Raw genomic sequence first — 18,279 nt, 5'->3', positions numbered from 1 at the left:
ATGTCTTCTTCGGGGCCGCCTTCTTCTGCGGCGGGCAGACCGCCCGCGAACGGGCGGTCTTCGATCGTTTGATCACGAGCGCGGTACCTTCACGAGCGCCTGGCCGGCGGTACGGATGCGGCTTCCGGCTGCCTGGGCTTGCTGCGCGGCGCAGGGCGGTGCCATGAGCCCGCCGCCGCGGTGGTCGCGGTCGGCGACGTCTGGAGTACGGCCGGGAGCGCCGGACTCTCGGAGAGCCAGTGCAGGACAGCGATCAGGTCGGCCCGGGGCGCCGCCGGGTCGAGCAGCGACAGCACCGCGCCGTCGAGCGGGGGAACCGGGGCCTGCGAGATGAGCGGGTGGTTGGGCCGGTGGTCGGGCTCGTTCGGCCCGAGCAGCACCTCGGCGATCTTCTCGCCCGGGCGCAGTCCGGTGTAGACGATCTGGATGTGCTGGTCGGCGGCGTCGGCGATGCGTTTGGCGACGTCCGCGATCCGGACCGGCTCACCCATGTCGAGGACCATCACCTCGGCGTCGCTGTCCAGGGCGCCGGCCTGGATGACCAGGCGGACCGCTTCCTGCACGGTCATGAAGTACCGGTTCACGTCGGGGTGGGTGACGGTGATCGGGCCGCCCGCCTCGACCTGCGCGGCGAACGCGGTGAGCACCGAGCCGCGGCTGCCGAGCACGTTGCCGAACCGGACGCTGCAGTAGGTGCCGGTGGTCGACGCGTCGGCCGCGGCGGTGAGCCGTTCGGTGATCCGCTTGGAGTACCCGAGGACGCTGCACGGGTCGGCGGCCTTGTCGGTGGAGATGTTGACCAGCCGGTCGACCTTGTGCCGCAGCGCGGTCTGCAGGATCTGGTACGTGCCGATGATGTTGGTCTTGAGCGCCTCGGAGGGGTGCATCTCCAGCAGCGGCAGGTGTTTGAGGGCGGCGGCGTGGAAGACCACGTGCGGCTTGTGCTCGGCGAAGACCTCGTCGAGGCGCTGCTGGTCGCGGATGTCGGCGACGACCAGGTTACGGTCGTCGAGCATGCCGCGGCCGTCGATGGAGAGCTGCACGGCGTGCAGGCCGGACTCGTCGCGGTCCAGCATCACCAGCTTGGCCGGGTTGAACCGGGCCAGCTGGCGGCACAGCTCGGAGCCGATCGAGCCGCCGGCGCCGGTGACCAGCACCCGCCGGCCCTCCAGGTATCCGGCGACGGCGGCGAGGTCGATGCCGATCTCGCGGCGCCCGAGCAGGTCCTCATGGCTGACCGGGCGGATGTCCTCGACCCGGACGGTACGGCCGAACAGCTCGACGACCGGCGGCACCACCTTGAGGTCGACGTTGAGCGGCTGGGCCAGGTCGGTGAGCGCGCGGATCAGGTCGGCACTGGCGCTGGGGATCGCGATGACCACTGCCTCGGCGTCGAAGCGGCGGACCACCTCGGCCATCGCGTTCCGGTTGCCGGCCACCGGCACGCCCATGATCCGGAAGGTGCGCTTGGCGGGGTCGTCGTCGAGCAGGGCGACCGGGACGTACGGGCTGCGGGGGCTGCGCAGCATGGCCCGGATGACCTGGGTGGCGCCCTCGCCGGCGCCCATCACGACGACCCGGATGCCGTGCTCGGGTGAGGGCCGCAGCCGGTTGTCGCGCAGCAGCCGCGTCGTGTATCGCACGCCGGCCGCGAGGACCAGGGCGAACAGGCCGGCCGCGATGATCGCCGAGCGGGGTACCAGCCGGCCGAGCAGGGTGTCGAGCAGGAACAGCACCGGTGTCACCACCGCGGCGGTCTTCACCAGCGCGGCGATCTCCTCGAAGCAGCCGTACGCCCAGCGTCCGGTGTAGAGGCCGAAGTGGATGCCGGCCAGGGTGTGCACGATCGCGGCGACGCCGGAGAGCAGGATGACGCCGCGGAAGTCGGTCTCACCGACGTGACCGTCGTGCCGCAGCAGCGTGGCGATCAGCAGCGCGGTGGCGAGGGCCAGTGCGTCGGTGCCGGCCCGGGCGGCCCGGCCGGGTAACACGGAAGCGAACCAGGGCGCCGGATCCAGTCTCCGGCCGCGCCACTCGCCGGCTGAGACGCCGGCCTCGCTATCGCCGGTCGCTGATCGCCGTACCTGCATGGAATCCCCCTCGTACGATGCCGGCGTTACCGGCCGCGGACCATCAGCTCGACAAGACCCGTTTTTCCGCGCGACAAGAAATGCGAGCGGCGGAATGCATTTCCGGACGCCGGAAATGCTTCACGACCCACTCGCCTCGGATGACCCTTTCAACCTTTCGCAAAATTAGAGTTGCAGCCAGGAAGGGCCGATTACAGTAGCAATTGTCATGGCCTACGTGAGGATCACTCACGTTCCCCGTTTCAGCGAGAACGCGCCCTTGATCGGCGTTTCGATCAGAGCCGTTCGGGGCATCGGATCGGCCATTCGGACGATGATGTCATGCTGACAGTGAGAAGCTCTCGCTTTATGCATGACATCTGTGACTTACGCGGAGACCACTTCTTCCGGCAGCGTCTTTTGGCGCGGGTGTCGCAAGCGTTCTGTCGTCAATGCGACCGGGGGTCACGAAAGATGAGGGTGCTCCACGTCATCAGCACGCCGGGGCCGGGCGGGGCCGGTCACCAGCTGCGGTTGCTGGTGCGCAGGCTGCCTCACGACAACGAGGTCGTCATGCTGGCGCCGGCCGCTTCACGCGTACCGGGAAAGCTTGAAGATCGGCCAGGCACGGAGCCGGCGGCGGATGGCATCGCCGACGCGCTTCGCGCGGAAGGCGCGAGAGTGCATCGGCTGACCGCGACGTGCGATCGCGATCCCGGGGCGATCGCGCGGCTGCGGCGGCTGATGCTCGACGGGCGCTACGACGTGGTGCACACCCACCTGTACCGGGCGTCGGTGCAGGGGCGGATCGCGGCGCGGCTGGCCGGGGTGCCGCACGTGGTGACCACCGAGCATCACCTGGGCGCCGAGGTCCTCGAAGGGCGGCGGGTCTCGCCCGGGGTGCGCGCCCTCTACCTGGCCGGGGAGCGGCTCGGGCAGGTCACCATCGCGGCGTCACCGGCGATCGCCGGGCGGCTGCGCGACTGGGGTGTGCCGGACGAGCGGATCGCGATGATCCCCAAGGCGATCGACCCCACGGAGTTCCGGTTCGACCGGCGGACGCGGGCGATCACCCGGGCCCGCCTCGGTGTCGAACCCGGTGTCCCGCTGGTCGGCGGTGTCGGCCGGCTCGAACCGGACAAGCGGTTCGACCTGCTGATCCGGGCGATCGCCGAGGTGCCGGACGCGTGCCTGCTGCTGGTCGGCGACGGGCCGGCCCGGGCCTCGCTGGAGCGGCTCGCAGTGATCGAGGGGGTCGCCGACCGGGTGTTGTTCGCCGGGGCGGTCGTGCACACCCGGGAGATGCTCTGCGCCATGGACGTGTTCGCCTCGCCGGACTCGCGGACGTTCGGGCTGGCCATCCTGGAGGCGATCGCGTCCGGGCTGCCGGCGGTCTACGCGGCCTGCCCGCCGCTGGAGGAGCGGATCACGGCGCGGGCGGCGGTGCACGGCACCCATCGGCTCTCGCCACGGGATCGGGAGTCGCTGCCGCGGGCGCTGCGCGCCGAGCTGTTGTGCCTGGACGAGCGCGGCGGCGCGCGGTTGCCGGGACGGTCGGTGAGTTCGCGGTACGACGCGGATCACCTGGCCGCGGCGGTCGGGCGGCTCTACGAACGGATCGCGGACCGGCCTCGCCGGCGGCAGGTCATCGCACCGTTACTGGCGTACCGCGGGCGGGCTCGGCGCTTTCCACTGCCCGGCGGAAAGGTGCGAAACGCATGAGCCGCTGGAACAGCAGATAACCGAGGTAGGCCCCCAGCGTGTTCGACATCAGGTCGTTCACGTCGGCCCACCTGCTGCCGTGCAGGGTCAGCAGCAGCAATCCCTGGGTGACCTCGATGGCGGCGCTGAGCGCGAACCCGGTCAGCACCACCCGGCGCTGGTCACGGACACCGAAGACGGTGTGCAGGATCGCGGCGAGCGGCAGCGTCATCACCGTGTTGAGCACGAAGTCCATCGGGCGCATCTCGAGGATCGGCACCAGGATGAACCGGTAGAGCTGCGCGTCGCCGGCGCCGGGACCCCAGGCCAAATGCATCGGCAGCATGGTCGCGCCGAGCACCGCGCAGGCGTAGAAGACGGCGAACCAGGTGGCGGCGAGTCTGGGAACGGTCAGGGTGCCGCCGCGGCGCAGCAGCACCCACGACACGACCATCAGTGTGGCGCCCAAGGGCAGCAGCACGGGCAGGGCCGGGATGTCGAGATGGGTTGCCATCGGCTCCCACGCTACGCCGCAGCGCTGTGAGGGCCCTGGTAGATCAGCGGAGCCAGCCTTCTTTGCGGGCGATCCGGATCGCGTCGAGACGGTTGCGGGCGCCGGTCTTGGAGATGATCGCGGACAGGTAGTTGCGCACGGTGCCGCCGGACAGGTAGAGCCGGCCGGCGATCTCCTTGACCGACTCGCCCTCCGCCGCGAGGCCGAGGACTTCCAGCTCCCGGGTGCTCAGGCCGCGGTCGGTGTTGAGGGAGGCGGCCTGCAGCATCGGCGAGACCACCCGTTCGCCGCGGGCCAGACGGCGTACCGCGTCCGCGAGGGTGGTCGGTGAGGAGTCCTTGATCAGGAAGTTCAGCCCGCCGTTCCACCTGCGGGGTGGGAGCATGCCGCGTTTGGAGGGGTCGCAGAGCAGCAGCATGGAACAGGACGGGATCGCGGTGTGCAGCTCGACGGCGATCGGCAGCACCTGGCTCACCATGTACTCCGTGTCGATCACCACGACGCCCGGCCAGAGCTGGGCGGCGCGCTGCGCCAGGTCGCTGCCGATGGGCAGGGTGTCGACATAGTGCATGTCCGGTTCGGTCTCGAGGAACGTCCGCACCGGGACACCGAAGTATCCCTCGTCTCTGACAACGACGACCCGGATCATCACACCACCCTCGTCGATCGACGCCGGCATGAAGCCTGGGCGTCGGCATGGCAGGAACGCTGGATGCACTTACCTTTCTATCGCCCCGTGTCCATTCGGCTAACCCCGGGGCGACAGATCTTTTATTGATCTCGATGAACGCGAGTTGTGCCAGGTCATGACAGATCCGTGCCACCGGCGTGGGCCGCTGGACACCTACTTAACGTAACGGTCGGAGGCACTCTTCGCACATAGCCATAGCCGATCGACTGACTGAGGTTTACCGGATCTACGAAATCAGTGCAGGAAATCCGTGGGATATCGATCAGTTACACTGGAGAAATCAGGGACGAGTCCTGACTTTTCCGGACTAATCGGGCATGAAAGTGATCAGAATTCGTCATTGTGATCACCTGAAAGGGACAATGGATCCGGGTCCGCAATCATTCCGTTATTTGATCAATTCATGAGCGGCGGCGACCGAAAAGGATTACCACTCTCCCGGACCGCTTCGGCGGTACCCCGAACGTGCGCTTGGTGCGCCCGGAAGCGCGACCCGGCGCCGGAGGTGGCGGCGGGTCGCGCCGGGGCATGGACGTCAGGCGCCTCGGGCTGACGGTGCCTTTGCGGTTACGCGTATCGAATGGTGGGCGCGACTGAGGAACGCAGCGCGCCCACCATCGGGGTCAGCGCAGGTCGGACTGGTCGCGGGCGATGCGGACGAGTTCGATGAGGCCGCCGGCGTATTCCTGGGATTCGGCGTGGGCCTCGTCGAACGGGGGTTGGAAGCCGACGCCTTCCCACTGCTGGGTGGAGTCGTTCCAGCGGTCGTTGCCGACTTCGAAGTTCCAGGCGGTGATACCGAGGTCGTAGTACAGGTGGTCGGCGGAGTTGCCGGCCGCGGAGTAGAGGACGTCGGCGACCGGGCCGGTGTAGGCCGGCCAGGTGACCGTGCCGCGTTCGGCGGCGATGGCGCCGACGATGCGTTTCGCGCTGCTCAGGAAGAACGCGGCTTCGTCGATCGACGGGCGGGGCAGGGTGATCCGGCCGGGGACCTTGTAGGCGCCGGGCGACCACATGAAATAGCCGCCGTAGCTGTGCACGTTCAGTGAGAACTTGATGTTCTTGTGCTTCGAGGCGAGGGCCACGACGTTGCGGCTTTCCGCTTCGGACAGTTCGGCGGTGCCGGCGTAGGTGCCGGAGAGGCAGTTCGCGCTGGCGCCGACATAGCCGTCGAAATATGAGCCGACGGCGTAGTTGCGGTTCACGTCGACGCCCCACGAGTTGCGGTACCGGGGGTCACGCTGGGCGCCCGCACAGTGGTTGACCAGGTTCTTCCTCTGGAAGTTGAAGTCGTTGAACGAGTAGTTGGCGCCGTCCGGATTGACCGTCGGGATGATGAAGACATCTGTCGAATCGACGAGTTCCTTCGTCGCCGGGTCGGTCGCGTAATTGGCCAGGAGCCGTTCCGCGAATTCGAGCGTGACGAGCGGGGTCGCCCATTCCCGCGCGTGTTCCTGCGAATAGGCGAGCACGCCGGGCTTCGTGCCGTTGCGCACCTTGCCGATCCGCAGCGCCTGCACGGTCTGCGGTTTCTGCGACACCTCGGTGCCGGCCAGCCCGTCGTCGAGCCGCGCCGGACCGGCCACCGGCATGATCAGACCGGCCGAGCCGTCCTCGACGAACGCGGTGAACCGCTTCGGGAACCTCGCCGTGATCAGCGCGGCCACATCGCCGGTCGAGCTGATCACTTCGCCGCCGGCTCCGGTGCCGAGCTTCACGGTCAAAACCCGATCACGGTACGCGGCGGAGAGCGGGCTGTTCGCCTTTCCCGGATCGATCGTGCGCACCTGGACGCCGTTGAAGCCCTGGTCGCCGAACTTGACCGACTCCACGACGATCGCCGCTGCCGCCGGGTCACCGAGGTAGGCGGCGGCGGTGCGCCGGTATCCCTGGGTCTTGTTCGGCAGGTTGAGCACGTCGACCAGCTTCGGATACTGCCTGGCCAGGCGCTTGATCCGGGCGGTGATGTCGGTCGGCGTCATGTAGGCGTCGACGAAGTCCTTCTGGTAGCCGGCCGGATTCGGCGGCGGGGTGGAGCCGGGCCAGGTCGCCGGGGTGATCGTCCGGGAAACCCCGCCGAGGCTGGAGGTGGCGGTGACGCTGACCGGTTTGGCGGGCAGGGGTTGCGGCAGGGCGTAGTGGTACTGGTATTCGTCCGCGTCCTCGAACCTGACCAGCGGGTACGTGCCGGTGGTGCCGTCCGCGGTCGTCCACCGCACGGTGATCTCGACATCCGGGTCGTCGGTGGCGGTGGTGGCTACCTGGGTCTGCAGGAATGTGCGGCCGTTGCTGGTCCACCAGTAGGCCTGCAGGAACTGCAGGGTGTCCGCCTGCTGGGTGGTGATCAGGTTGCGGGCGGCGTTCGTGGTTTCGCCGTGGATCAGTTGGACGGGCTTGGCGTTGAGCGTGAGCAGCTCGGCGAGTTGCTGGTCGTCCACGACGATGTCGGCGAAGATTTTGTCCGGCGTGGTTCGTGGCCGGGCGGCGATGTCGGCGCCGCTGGTCAGGAGGCGCTCGAAGGCGGCCTCGTCGGGCAGCTGGAATCGGATGAGGGCGTGCTCGCCTTCTCCGAGCGTGATCGTCTCGGGTGTTTGGGATTCTTGGGTTTCTTGGGCTTTTTGCGCTGCTTGGGCGGTCCCGGGTTGGACCGTCAGCAACGTCGTGGTCAGCAGTGCGGCGGACAGGATTGCCGGCCAGCGCATCGAACCTCCTGCGGCGTCGAAGGATGTCACCCTCCACCGCAATCCAAAGATTCGAATATGTCAATCAGTTGGAATCACTGCTGACAGGGCCGGGTCCGGCGTTGTAGGCTCCCGGCGATGAATACCTCCTGGTACGAAACGGGGGTCTCGTTCGCCGAAGGTGAGTGCTGATGCGCTCCCGCTCCGCGATCGAGAACCGTCTTCAATCCTGGCGTCGCGTGCGCGAGTTCGCCGTGCCGCCCTCGATGATCGAGTCCGCCACCGCTCGCCGCCTGGCCGGCGACTGGGCCGGGGCGTGCGTGGCCGCGCGATTCGACGTCGATTTCTCTGTTCAGGCCGTGGCCGGCTCGCACGGCTGTGAGGTCGCCGGGCTCTTGCGGGAGGACCTGCGGGTTCTCGCGCCGGATCTGCTGCGCTGGCATCTGCCACGGGTAGGGCCGGAGGGTTTGCTCCGGCCGGGGCTGACGTTGTCGCTCGCCCGATATGGCGGGCTGCACCTGGTCGCCCGCACCGATCCGGCCTGGGCAGACGCGGGCCAGCGGGTGAGTCTGGCGCTGTGGGAGCGGGGCGGTCCGGGGGTGACGGGGCATCCGCACTCACGGCCGGACCGGCGGTTCCGGTTGGACCTGCATCGCTGTTTGTGGGATGCGGAGCAGGCGGGGTCGCTCCGGGAGCGTGCGGGGCCTTCTCCCGCGGGGCCTTCTCCCGCGGGGTCTTCTCTCGCGGGGCCTGATGTCGCGGGGCTTGATGTCGCAGGGGTGGATCTCGCTGCGATGGGGTTCGCTGTGCATCGGTGGGGTGACGAGGCCGCGATCCTGTTGGCGGCTGACGGTTTGCCGGAGGGGCCGGTTGCCGTGCGGCTCGGGGCCGGGCGATGGCTACACCTCGGCCCGGGTGGAGCTGTGACCTGTACGGGTGACGGTGGCCGGTTGCCGGTGCTGCCGGACGCGTCTACGTGGGTGCCGCCTGATCTGTTGCTGCTTCGAGCAGGCCTGATCGAGCCGAGCCGGCTGCATCCGCTCGTGGCGGCAGCACTTGCTCCGCCGGAGTTGCCGGCCTCCGCGGAGTTGGCGGTTGACTCGGGTCCGCCGGTCTCCATGGGCTCGGCCGGTTTCGTCGAATCGCCGGAGGGCTGGCCGGGCCTGGCGGGCTCGGCTGGCCCGGCTGGCCCGGCCGGTGTGACTGGCTCGGCTGGCTTGGTTGGGGAGCGGTTTGTGGATTGTGGCGGTGTTCGGCATCGGATCGGGCTGGTTGACGGGGTGCTTGCTCCGCTCGATCACGATCCGGCCGAGCTGCGCCGTGAGCAGCTCCTGATCGCTCTCGGCGGCACGCCGATGCCGTGCCTGCGGGCCGTCGACGCGACGATCCGGCATCCGGAGGACCTGGTCGACGTCCGGGCGCGGCTGGACCATGGTGACTACGCCGGGGCGCTCGACACCCTGGAGGCCCTGCTCGGTCCCGGCGCGCTGCTCCGCGAAGGCGCCCTGCGGGACGAGCTGGAAGCGGCCGCGGATCAGCGGGTCATCCACGGGCTGTTCCGGGCCGGAATGGCCGGGCACTGTCCACCCCGCTCCCCCGAGGAAACCGAACGCCGCCGCAAGGTCCGGACCCGCCCACGCCTGTCCAGATCCCGCTGACTCCCGGCATCCGCACCGGCACCCCGCACTCCCGCGACGCCGCACCCCCTGCCCGCACTCCCGCGCCGCCGCACCCCTGCCCGCGACGCCACGCTCACTGCCCGCAACGCCGTGCTCTCTGCCCGCACTGCCGCGTCACCGCACGCTGCACCCTCTCGCCGTTGCACCCTCGCCGCTGCACCCCCGCGTCGCCAGACGCCACGCCACCACACCCCTGCTAGTGGTCACTGATCTGTGACGCACCGCGGGAGCGCCGGAGACATGTTCTCTTTCGCTCCACACCCGCTGCGGGTGTAGCCACGCCCACAGCGGGTGTGGGCCACTCGCACAACTCATCAGGTTCTTCCGCTACTTCGACCAACCAAAGGTGATCTGAATTGACTCTTGCTCCCGCTTCGCCCGGCACCCTCGACATTGCTGCTGAGCTGCTGACTCTGCTCGGTGACACCGCTACCGAGGCACGGCCCGACGTCCAGCTTGAAGCTCTCACTCTCGCGGTCAGCGCCGACCTTCCGGTGCTGCTCTGGGGTGAACCCGGCATCGGCAAGACCGCGGCGCTCACCCACCTCGCGGACTCGCTCGGGCTGCCCCTGACCACGGTGATCGCGAGTGTGCACGAACCGTCCGACTTCGCCGGGCTGCCGGTCGTCGGTGACGATCCGGCGGTCCAGGGTGTGCCGATGGCGCCGCCGGACTGGGCGGTGCGCCTCGCGCGTACCGGAAAGGGGTTGCTCTTTCTTGATGAGCTCTCGACCGCTCCCCCGGCGGTGCAGGCCGCGCTGCTGCGGGTGGTGCTGGAACGGCAGGTGGGCGCGCTGCGGTTGCCGCCGGGTATCCGGATCGTGGCGGCTGCCAATCCGCGCGGGTCGGCGGCTGATGGATGGGAGCTGAGCGCGCCGCTGGCGAACCGGTTCGTCCACCTGCAGTGGGCGTATGACCACGATGTCGTGGTGCGCGGTCTCGGCGGAACGTGGCCTCGGGCTGGTCTGCCGAGCCTCGACGCCGGCCGGCTGCCGGAGGCGGTGGCGCTCGCCCGGCGGGCGGTGTGCGGGCTTCTCGGCGCCCGGCCCAAGCTGGTGCACCAGCTGCCGAACACCGAGACCCGGCGCGGCGGACCCTGGCCGTCGCCGCGCAGCTGGGAGATGGCGCTGCGGCTGCTGGCTTTCGCCACCGCCGCCGGCGCCTCTCGCGAGGCGTTGTCCATGGTGGTACGCGGGGCGGTCGGCGACGGGCCCGGCCTGGAACTGCTGGCCGCGCTGGACCGGCTGGACCTGCCGGATCCGGAGGATCTGCTGGCCGACCCGGCGAACGCGGTGTTGCCGGACCGTGGCGACCTGCGCCAGGCGACGCTCGACGCGGTGGTCGAGGCCGTCCGGAACAGGCTGGAGCGCTCCCGCTGGGACGCCGCCTGGGATGTGCTGGTCCGAGCGGTGGACACCGGTGCCCCTGATCTCGTGGTCGTACCCGCGACCACCCTGGCCAGGCTGCGCCACAACGACTGGCCGATCCCACCGGCGATCGACCGCCTCACCAGCGCGGTGACCCTCTCCGACCGCGCCGAGACCGCCCGCGCCGAGCAAGCCGCCATCCGCCCCGGAGCCGTGGCCGCCCGATGACGGAGACCCACACACCAAGCCGCCCGAGCAGTGCACCGCCCGCCCCCAGCCAGCTGGCGGCGGATCCCGCCCACCCCACAGGCCGCACGGCGACAGCGCGCCCGGCGGCGGGGCATCCCGCGGCCGTGGAGCACGAGGTCGACTGGGAGAAGCTGTTTGCCGCTCGGCTCTTGGCGACTCGGGCCCGGCCTTATCTCGCCACCGCGCTGTTCGCGCTTCATCCCGTCGAGTCGCGGGATGTGCCGACGATGGCTGTGGACCGGCACTGGCGGTGTTATGTGTCGGCGGCGTTCGTGGAGCGCACGCCGCTCGCGGAGCTGGCGTCGGTCTGGGTGCACGAGGTGTCGCACCTGCTGCGGGACCACCACGGGCGCGGGGATCGGTACGCCGCGAAGAATGACGTGGACGGGCCCGGTGAACGGCTGCGGATGAACATCGCCGCGGACTGCGAGATCAACGACGATGCGTTCGGTGACGGGCTGCCCGTCCCGGCCGGTGCCGTCAATCCGAGCCGCCTCGGGATGGAATGCGGCCGGCTCATGGAGGAGTACCTGCGGGAGTTCCGGCTCGGCCCACGTACGCATCAGTGGGCGTGGCTGGACTGTGGCAGCGGCGCTGACGGCAGCGAACGGCCCTGGGACCTCGGCCCCGGTGGGGCGAACGCGCTTAGCAAGGAGGAGCGGGACCGGGTTCGGTTCCGGGTGGCCCAGGGGATCCAGGGGCGGCCCGGTGACGCGCCGGACGGCTGGAAGCGGTGGGCCGAGGAGGCGTTCCACCCGCCTCAGCCGTGGCGGCAGCTGCTCGGCGCGGCGGTGCGGTCGTCGGTGTCCGGGGCCGGCACGGGTGACGATTACGCGTACGCAAGACCTGCTCGCCGGTCGGCGAGCCTGCCCGGTGTGATCCTGCCGAGTCTGCTGCGACGCCCGCCCCGGGTCTGCGTGGTGATCGACACCTCGGGGTCGGTGAGCGACGCCGAGCTGGGCAGCGCACTCCTGGAGGTGGCCGCGATCGGGCGGGCCACCGGTGGACGGCGTGACGCGGTGTCGGTGATCTCCTGTGACGCGGCGGCGGGCATCGCGGTACCGCTGTGCCGGGCAGAGTCGATCCCGTTGATCGGCGGTGGCGGCACTGATCTGCGGGCCGGTTTCGGGCAGGCGCTGCGGAGCAACCCGCGACCGGACGTCGTCGTGGCGCTCACCGACGGCCAGACTCCCTGGCCGGAGCGGCAGCCGTCGTGCCGGACGGTGATCGGGCTCTTCCCGCGCCCGGTGAGGTACTCGGAGAACACCGGCTATGTGCGACAGCCACCGCCGAAGTGGGCTCGGGTGGTGCGAATCGGATGAGAGCTCACTCCGCGGCCACACGGTCGAGCCATTCGTTGATCAGGGCGTTGAACAGGGTGGGCTGCTCGAACTGGAGGTTGTGGCCGGCCACGTCGAGGACGGCGAACGTTGCTCTCGGGTAGTGCGGGAGCAACGCGAACTGGTCGCTGAAACCGACCGACGCGTCCTGCAGGCCGGTCAGGATCAGCGACGGGCGGGTGAACGGCGGGCCGCTCTCCGGGTCGGCGCTGAGCTCCCAGCGCTGCTCGATGCGGGCCAGGGTGGTTGTGTCGGCGATCTCCAGGCCGTCCCAGACGTCCTCGCGGAAGCGGCGCACGGTCTCCGCGGTCTGCACGACCGCCATCTCCGCGAACTCGGCGGCGAAGCGGGGATCGTCGCCGAGGTCGAGCGCCGGGTCGCGGCGCAGCACCTGGTGGGCGGGGCGGGCACGGTCCTCGCGCCGGACCACGCCGGTCGGGCAGATCATCGCGACGCCGCGGATCCGCTGCGGGATGTCGCGGGTCAGGGCGCGGGAGAGATAGCCACCGTACGACTCGCCGAGCAGCAGGAACGGCTCCTGGCCGATCTCGGCGTCGATGAAGCGGCGCACCTCGGCGAGCACGTCGTCGCTGCTCGCGATGCCTGGTGGAGCGGGTGTCGCGCCCATGCCGGGCAGGTCGGGGTAGAGCCGGCGATAACCGGGTCTGGCCTCGAAGATCGGCTCGAGGCAGCCGAGCATGAGCCGGTGGTCGGGTGTCCAGCCGTGCAGGGCGAGCACCGGGGTCCCGGCGCCCTTCTCGACGAAGCGCATGCCGGGGATGCTGCCACCGGCCTATGACAAAAATGTGATGAGCGCGGCGACCGACGGCAGCCGGGCGACGTCGTCCGAGGTCAGCGCGGGGTCGGCCGCCCGGATCAGGACGGCTTCGTCGAGGCCGGCCAGCACGTCGACGCCGGCCACCCGGGCGAAGGCGGTCAGGAACGAGCGGGCGGCCGAGGCCATCGGGTGTGCCGGATCGGCAGCGACCTGGCCCAGGATGACCGCGGTCAACGCCACGTCGACCTCCGGCGGGCCCTCGCTCGCGTTGTTCCAGTCGATGACGACCGGGCCGCGGGAGGTCAGCAGGACGTTCTCCGGGTGCAGGTCGCGGTGCAGGATCCGGTCGCCGGGGTGGCGGGCGGTGCGGGCCGGGAGCGTATGCAGGCGGTGGTGCAGGTCGGCCAGACAGGCGGCGCCTTCGGCCACGTCGATGCGGCCTGTCGTGAAGGCTTCGGTCATGGTGGTGCCGTCGAGGCGTTCCAGGATCAGGTCGGTGCCGCCTACCTCGTACACCTGGGGTATGGGGAAATCGAAGCGCGCGAGGTGCGCCATGATCTCGGCTTCCGGGGTGGTGTCCGTGCCGTCGCGATAGCGACGCAGGACGCGATGGTCGTCGAGGGCGAAGACGTCCGCCTGCCGTCCGGTTCCGATCAGAGGCAATCCGGTCACCTCCGCCACCATAGCGACGACCGTCGACAGGGAAACGGCGAAGGGCCGGGCGACTTCTCCGTCCGCCCGGCCCCGCCGCAAAACTCGAAACTCAGTGCAGGATGACCGGGGTCGCGGCGCCCTCGGACTCCAGGGACGCGGCCTGCCGCTTGCGGGGCAGGAAGAACGCCGGGATCAGCGTGAGCAGGGTGAGCACGAAACCCACCATGAAGGTCGTCGCGAACGAGTCCGCGGCGAACTGCAGGCCACGCTCCAGGACCGACGGGTCGGGGAACTGCTGGCCCACCGACGGGTCCTGTACGGCGGCGATCGCGAGACCGGCCTCGGAGACCGGCTCGCCGCTCACCGGGTTGGTGACGCCGGGGATGGCCGGCGACTGGTTGAGCTGGTTGGTCAGGATCACCGACATGATCGCGGTGCCGATCGAACCGGCGATCTGCTGAAGGATGTTCAGCAGGGTGGAACCGCGGGCCACCTCGTTGTTGGTGAGCGTCCGCAGCGCCGCCGTCATGATCGGCATCATGGTGCCGCCCATGCCGAGACCCATGACGAACAGCGAACCGCACAGCAGCAGGTACGACGTGTCCGTGCCGACCTGGGTGAACGCGAAGAAGCCGGCGGCGATCAGCAGCAGGGCGAACGGCACGGTACGCCCGACCGGCACCTTGTCGGCGAGCATGCCCGCGATCGGCATGGTGACCATGGCGCCGAGTCCCTGAGGCGCCATCAGCAGGCCGGCGTCGAGTGTCGACTCGCCGCGGATCTGCAGGAAGTAACTGGGGAACAGCAGGCCGGCGCCCATGAACGCGACGGTGAACACGGCCAGGGTGACCGAGGCGACGGTCAGGTTGCGGTTGCGCAGCAGGCGCAGGTCGAGCAGCGGGTGCTGCGGCTTGAACGAGTAGAAGACGAAACCGATCACCAGCAGGGCGCCGGCGAGCATCGGCACCCACACCTTGGTGGCGCTCATGGTGCCGGTCTCCGGCAGCGAGGACACGCCGTACAGGAAGAGCGCGAGGCCGGGCGAGAGCATCAGCATGCCGATGAAGTCGAACGACTCGGACGGCTCGGGGCTGTCCTTCGGGAGCACGATCTGGGCGTAGACCAGGGCGATGACGCCGATCGGCAGGTTGATCAGGAAGATCCAGTGCCAGCTCGCGGCGTCGATCAGCCAGCCGCCGAGGATCGGGCCGCCGATCGGGCCGAGCAGCATCGGTACGCCGAGCACGGCCATCAGCCGGCCGATCCGCTCCGGGCCGGCCGCCTTCGTCATGATCGTCATGCCGAGCGGCATCAGCATGCCGCCGCCGAGGCCCTGCAGAACCCGATATCCGATGAGCTGGCCGATGCTGTCGGCGGTGGCACAGAGCACCGAGCCGAGAGTGAAGAGCAGCAGCGCGGTCATGTACAGACGCTTGGTGCCGAACCGGTCGGCGGCCCAGCCGGTCAGCGGGATCACCGTCGCCAGGGCCAGGGTGTAACCGGTCATGGTCCAGGCGACCTCGGCGTACGTCGCGCCGAACTCGGTCTGGAAAGTGGGCAGGGCAACGCTGACCACGGTGATGTCGAGGATCGACATGATGGCGCCGAGGACCACGACACCGGCGATTTTAAGAACGGCGCCGTCGAGTTTGGCCGGCGCTGCCACGGGTTGTGTACTCACGAAATCTCCTGGGGACCGGGAATCCTGCGGCATACGATGCGGGCCTGCGCGCACCCGGGATGCACGCCGTGCAGCCTAGCGACGTAATTCCAGGTCCACGTCCCCTTTTAACTGCCGGCAGAAGGCCTTTTACCCGTTCGCAACGGGCCCACGACGATCATCACCGGAACGTGCGCGGACCGCCGTCGATGCGAGAACTCCCAGGCCATTGGCTGCCCAGTGCACGGCTACCGGCGCCAGCAGGCCACCGGAAACGTCGCGGAGCAGGCCGAATGCCACACCGGCAATGGTGGTGAACGCCACTGTGCCGAGCTGCGATCGGAGGGCTGGATCGGGTGATATGTGCCAGAGCCCGAAGAGCACGGCGGTGACGCCTGTAGCCCAGACGGGACCGTGTTGCCGGTCGATCAGGGTCCAGAGCACCCCGCGGAAGGCGATCTCCTCGAAGACCACTGTCGCGAGCGGGATCTCCAGGATCGCCGTGCGCCACGGGGTCGGGAAGTACTGGGCGGCCAGGGCGCGGCGGGTGGGTGGGATGAGCAGGGCCAGCCCGTAACATGCGGCGATCACGAGGACGCCGGTTAGGGCGTACCCATAGCCGGTCCCGAGAGCCGGCGGCACGCCGGTGAGAAGGACCAGCAGCGCCGCGGCCAGCGGACCGGTGATCGGCTGGGCCCATCCGGGGCCGGTCCGGTTCCAGATCCGGACCACCACCATCACCGATAAAGCGATCGACACCGCGACCACAGGCCTCGTAACCTCCCTCCAACGAAAACGAACACGTGCATCGACCAGGGAGGAGACCGCCGTGCGTTACCGCACCGCCGTCGTCGTCCCCGCGTCGCTCTTCGAGCTGATCCTCGTGTCTGGTGTGCCCGGCCTCGGCTGCGCCATCGAGGCCGGACGTGCCTGACCGCATCTGACTCGCGGTCCGGCCGGCGCTGTCCATCATCGGATCAGCTTCGAAAGACGAATGACAATGCGTGTCCGCAATCTCGGCATCCTCGCCCACGTCGACGCCGGCAAGACCACCCTCACCGAACGCATCCTCTTCACCACCGGCGCGACGCACCGGACCGGCGAGGTGCATCACGGCACCACCGTGACCGATTTCGATCCTCAGGAGCGCGATCGTGGCATCACCATCTTCGCCGCGGCGGTCAGCTGCGACTGGAACGAGCACCGCCTCAACCTGATCGACACGCCCGGCCACGTCGATTTCTCCGACGAGGTCGAGCGGTCGCTGCGGGTTCTCGACGGCGCGGTCGCCGTGTTCGACGGCGTCGCCGGAGTGGAACCGCAGAGCGAGGCCGTCTGGCGCAAGGCCGATCGGTACGCGGTGCCGCGGATCGCGTTCGTCAACAAGCTGGACCGCCCGGGCGCGGACCTGGATGCGGCGGTGGCGTCGATCCGGGAGCGGCTCGGGGTGGTGCCGCTGGTGCTGCAGGTGCCGATCGGCCGGGAGGGCAACTTCACCGGCGTGATCAACCTGATCAGCAGGCGGGCGGCACCCGGCGAACGTCCGCTCCTCGACGCCGCCATGCAGCATGCCGTGGCCTCGGCGCGGAAACGCCTCGAAGAAGCCGTCGCAGAACTCCACGCCGGGGCACTGGAAGAACTATCCGACATGTCAGACGACACCCTGCGGTCCGCCATCCGCGACCTCACCCACAACCACCAGGCAATACCCGTGCTCTGCGGCTCCGCCTACCGCGACATCGGCGTCGAACAGCTGCTCGACGCCGTCGTCGACTATCTGCCCGCGCCGGCCGGCGACCCGGCCGCGCACCTGGCCGCGCTCGTGTTCAAGCGAGCCGGGCGCCTCACCTACCTGCGCGTCTACGACGGCACGATCACGAAGGGGGACACCGTGTGGGACACGGGCGCACAGCACACCGAACGCATCGCCCGGATCCTGCGCGTCCAGGCCGACAAGCACACCGATGTGGACCAGGCGACCGCCGGCGACATCGTCGCGGTAGCCGGGGTGAAAGCCGCGAAGGCCGGCACCACCCTCTGCGAACGCGCGCATCCGGTCCTGCTGGAGGCACCACGCTCCGCGGAACCACTCGTCTCAGTCGCGGTCGAGGCCCGTACCCGCCAGGACGCGTTACGCCTGCCTCCGGCGCTGGCCGCGCTGACGGCGGAGGACCCGTCGCTGGGCGTGCGTACCGAGATCGAAACCGGTCAGATCCTGCTGTCCGGACTGGGTGAACTGCATCTGGAGGTAGCCGTGGAGAAGCTGCGTCAGACGACCGGCATCGCCGTGACTACCGGTCGTCCGCAGGTGACCTACCGCGAACGGGTCGCCGCCGGCGTCACCGGCATCACCTACCGGCACGTCAAACAGGACGGTGGCGCCGGCCAGTTCGCCGTCGTCACCCTCGACGTGGCGCCCCTCGGCACCGGCTTCACCTTCACGTCGGCGGTGACCGGCGGGCGTGTCCCGGCCGAATACGTGCGCGCCGTCGAGGCCGGCTGCCGCGAAGCCCTGACGGCGGGCCCGCTCGCCGGTCATCCGGTGACCGGCCTGGCGGTCACCCTGAGCGACGGTCAGACGCATCCGAGGGATTCGTCGGAGATGGCGTTCCGGGCGGCCGGCCCGTTCGGCCTGCGGGCGGCGTTGCACGCCGCCACGCTGGAACTCCTCGAGCCGGTCGCGGAGGTCACGGTCAGCGCGCCGTCCGACGCGCTCGGCGCGGTACTCGGCGACCTTGCCGCGCGCCGCGCTCAGATCACCGACTCAGGGGTACGCACAGTGACGGCGGTAGTCCCGCTGGCTGAGCTGTTCGGATACGCGAGCCGGCTCCGCAGCCGCACCCACGGCCGTGGAACCTTCACGAGCCGCCCGGCGGGCTACCGCCCCGCGGCGTAA

13 protein-coding genes are annotated in these 18,279 nt (G+C 69.6%); 5 read left to right on the top strand and 8 right to left on the bottom strand.

The annotated features are described in order from the left end of the window. Positions 1–89 precede the first annotated feature (89 nt). Positions 90–2,090: a nucleoside-diphosphate sugar epimerase/dehydratase gene (locus B0I29_RS03715; RefSeq protein ID WP_245972208.1), complete on the bottom strand. Its 2,001-nt coding sequence runs from the start codon at positions 2,088–2,090 to the stop codon at positions 90–92. A 453-nt stretch (positions 2,091–2,543) separates the two neighbouring features. Here B0I29_RS03715 and B0I29_RS03710 point away from each other — a divergent pair, with 453 nt between their 5' ends. Next, positions 2,544–3,791 carry a glycosyltransferase gene (locus B0I29_RS03710; RefSeq protein WP_111647418.1) on the top strand — a complete coding sequence of 416 codons (1,248 nt, stop codon included), beginning with the start codon at positions 2,544–2,546 and terminating at the stop codon, positions 3,789–3,791. Here the strand turns inward: B0I29_RS03710 and B0I29_RS03705 are convergent. The 3 genes from B0I29_RS03705 to B0I29_RS03695 form a co-directional block, all read right to left on the bottom strand. Then, the gene (locus B0I29_RS03705; protein WP_111647417.1) at positions 3,715–4,284 is read right to left on the bottom strand and encodes a VanZ family protein; all 570 of its coding nucleotides are present in this window, start codon (positions 4,282–4,284) and stop codon (positions 3,715–3,717) included. The two genes, B0I29_RS03710 and B0I29_RS03705, sit on opposite strands and share 77 nt — an antisense overlap. Before the next feature lie 43 nt (positions 4,285–4,327). After that, positions 4,328–4,933 carry a response regulator transcription factor gene (locus tag B0I29_RS03700; RefSeq protein WP_111647981.1) on the bottom strand — a complete coding sequence of 202 codons (606 nt, stop codon included), beginning with the start codon at positions 4,931–4,933 and terminating at the stop codon, positions 4,328–4,330. Positions 4,934–5,598: 665 nt separating this feature from the next. Then, positions 5,599–7,677: a M14 family zinc carboxypeptidase gene (locus B0I29_RS03695; RefSeq protein WP_111647416.1), complete on the bottom strand. Its 2,079-nt coding sequence runs from the start codon at positions 7,675–7,677 to the stop codon at positions 5,599–5,601. Between the two features lie 170 nt (positions 7,678–7,847). On the opposite strand from B0I29_RS03695, the gene B0I29_RS03690 reads away from it, so the two are divergent. The 3 genes from B0I29_RS03690 (at position 7,848) to B0I29_RS03680 (ending at position 12,273) form a co-directional block, all read left to right on the top strand. Then, complete coding sequence (locus B0I29_RS03690; RefSeq protein ID WP_111647980.1) at positions 7,848–9,314, top strand: hypothetical protein; 1,467 nt, start codon at positions 7,848–7,850, stop codon at positions 9,312–9,314. A 377-nt stretch (positions 9,315–9,691) separates the two neighbouring features. After that, positions 9,692–10,930: an AAA family ATPase gene (locus tag B0I29_RS03685; RefSeq protein ID WP_111647415.1), complete on the top strand. Its 1,239-nt coding sequence runs from the start codon at positions 9,692–9,694 to the stop codon at positions 10,928–10,930. Positions 10,931–11,055: 125 nt separating this feature from the next. Then, positions 11,056–12,273 carry a vWA domain-containing protein gene (locus tag B0I29_RS03680; protein ID WP_245972206.1) on the top strand — a complete coding sequence of 406 codons (1,218 nt, stop codon included), beginning with the start codon at positions 11,056–11,058 and terminating at the stop codon, positions 12,271–12,273. Positions 12,274–12,277: 4 nt separating this feature from the next. Here B0I29_RS03680 and B0I29_RS03675 read toward each other — a convergent pair whose 3' ends face one another. The 4 genes from B0I29_RS03675 to B0I29_RS03660 all read right to left on the bottom strand — a co-directional run bounded on the left by B0I29_RS03675 (position 12,278) and on the right by B0I29_RS03660 (position 16,142). Next, the gene (locus B0I29_RS03675; RefSeq protein ID WP_111647413.1) at positions 12,278–13,063 is read right to left on the bottom strand and encodes an alpha/beta fold hydrolase; all 786 of its coding nucleotides are present in this window, start codon (positions 13,061–13,063) and stop codon (positions 12,278–12,280) included. A 21-nt stretch (positions 13,064–13,084) separates the two neighbouring features. Then, the gene (locus B0I29_RS03670; protein ID WP_245972204.1) at positions 13,085–13,741 is read right to left on the bottom strand and encodes a phosphotransferase; all 657 of its coding nucleotides are present in this window, start codon (positions 13,739–13,741) and stop codon (positions 13,085–13,087) included. A 91-nt stretch (positions 13,742–13,832) separates the two neighbouring features. Continuing rightward, positions 13,833–15,437, bottom strand: coding sequence for a DHA2 family efflux MFS transporter permease subunit (locus B0I29_RS03665; protein WP_111647412.1), 1,605 nt, complete (start codon positions 15,435–15,437; stop codon positions 13,833–13,835). A gap of 96 nt (positions 15,438–15,533) precedes the next feature. Continuing rightward, on the bottom strand, positions 15,534–16,142 hold the full coding sequence (locus tag B0I29_RS03660) for a CPBP family intramembrane glutamic endopeptidase (protein WP_146616709.1): 609 nt from the start codon (positions 16,140–16,142) through the stop codon (positions 15,534–15,536). Between the two features lie 241 nt (positions 16,143–16,383). On the opposite strand from B0I29_RS03660, the gene B0I29_RS03650 reads away from it, so the two are divergent. Next, the gene (locus B0I29_RS03650; protein ID WP_111647409.1) at positions 16,384–18,279 is read left to right on the top strand and encodes an elongation factor G; all 1,896 of its coding nucleotides are present in this window, start codon (positions 16,384–16,386) and stop codon (positions 18,277–18,279) included.

This window comes from Actinoplanes lutulentus (genome assembly GCF_003259845.1).
Taxonomy (GTDB): Bacteria; Actinomycetota; Actinomycetes; order Mycobacteriales; family Micromonosporaceae; genus Actinoplanes; species Actinoplanes lutulentus.
The sequence above is the reverse complement of the archived record's forward strand: the minus strand, read 5'-3'. Positions and strand labels throughout refer to the sequence as shown.

What these genes read in the sequence shown, in the direction of transcription:
- B0I29_RS03715 (WP_245972208.1), bottom strand. Translation starts at nt 2,090, where the DNA reads ATGCAGGTACGGCGATCAGCGACCGGCGATAGCGAGGCCGGCGTCTCA.
- B0I29_RS03710 (WP_111647418.1), top strand. Translation starts at nt 2,544, where the DNA reads ATGAGGGTGCTCCACGTCATCAGCACGCCGGGGCCGGGCGGGGCCGGT.
- B0I29_RS03705 (WP_111647417.1), bottom strand. Translation starts at nt 4,284, where the DNA reads ATGGCAACCCATCTCGACATCCCGGCCCTGCCCGTGCTGCTGCCCTTG.
- B0I29_RS03700 (WP_111647981.1), bottom strand. Translation starts at nt 4,933, where the DNA reads ATGATCCGGGTCGTCGTTGTCAGAGACGAGGGATACTTCGGTGTCCCG.
- B0I29_RS03695 (WP_111647416.1), bottom strand. Translation starts at nt 7,677, where the DNA reads ATGCGCTGGCCGGCAATCCTGTCCGCCGCACTGCTGACCACGACGTTG.
- B0I29_RS03690 (WP_111647980.1), top strand. Translation starts at nt 7,848, where the DNA reads ATGCGCTCCCGCTCCGCGATCGAGAACCGTCTTCAATCCTGGCGTCGC.
- B0I29_RS03675 (WP_111647413.1), bottom strand. Translation starts at nt 13,063, where the DNA reads ATGCGCTTCGTCGAGAAGGGCGCCGGGACCCCGGTGCTCGCCCTGCAC.
- B0I29_RS03665 (WP_111647412.1), bottom strand. Translation starts at nt 15,437, where the DNA reads ATGCCGCAGGATTCCCGGTCCCCAGGAGATTTCGTGAGTACACAACCC.
- B0I29_RS03650 (WP_111647409.1), top strand. Translation starts at nt 16,384, where the DNA reads ATGCGTGTCCGCAATCTCGGCATCCTCGCCCACGTCGACGCCGGCAAG.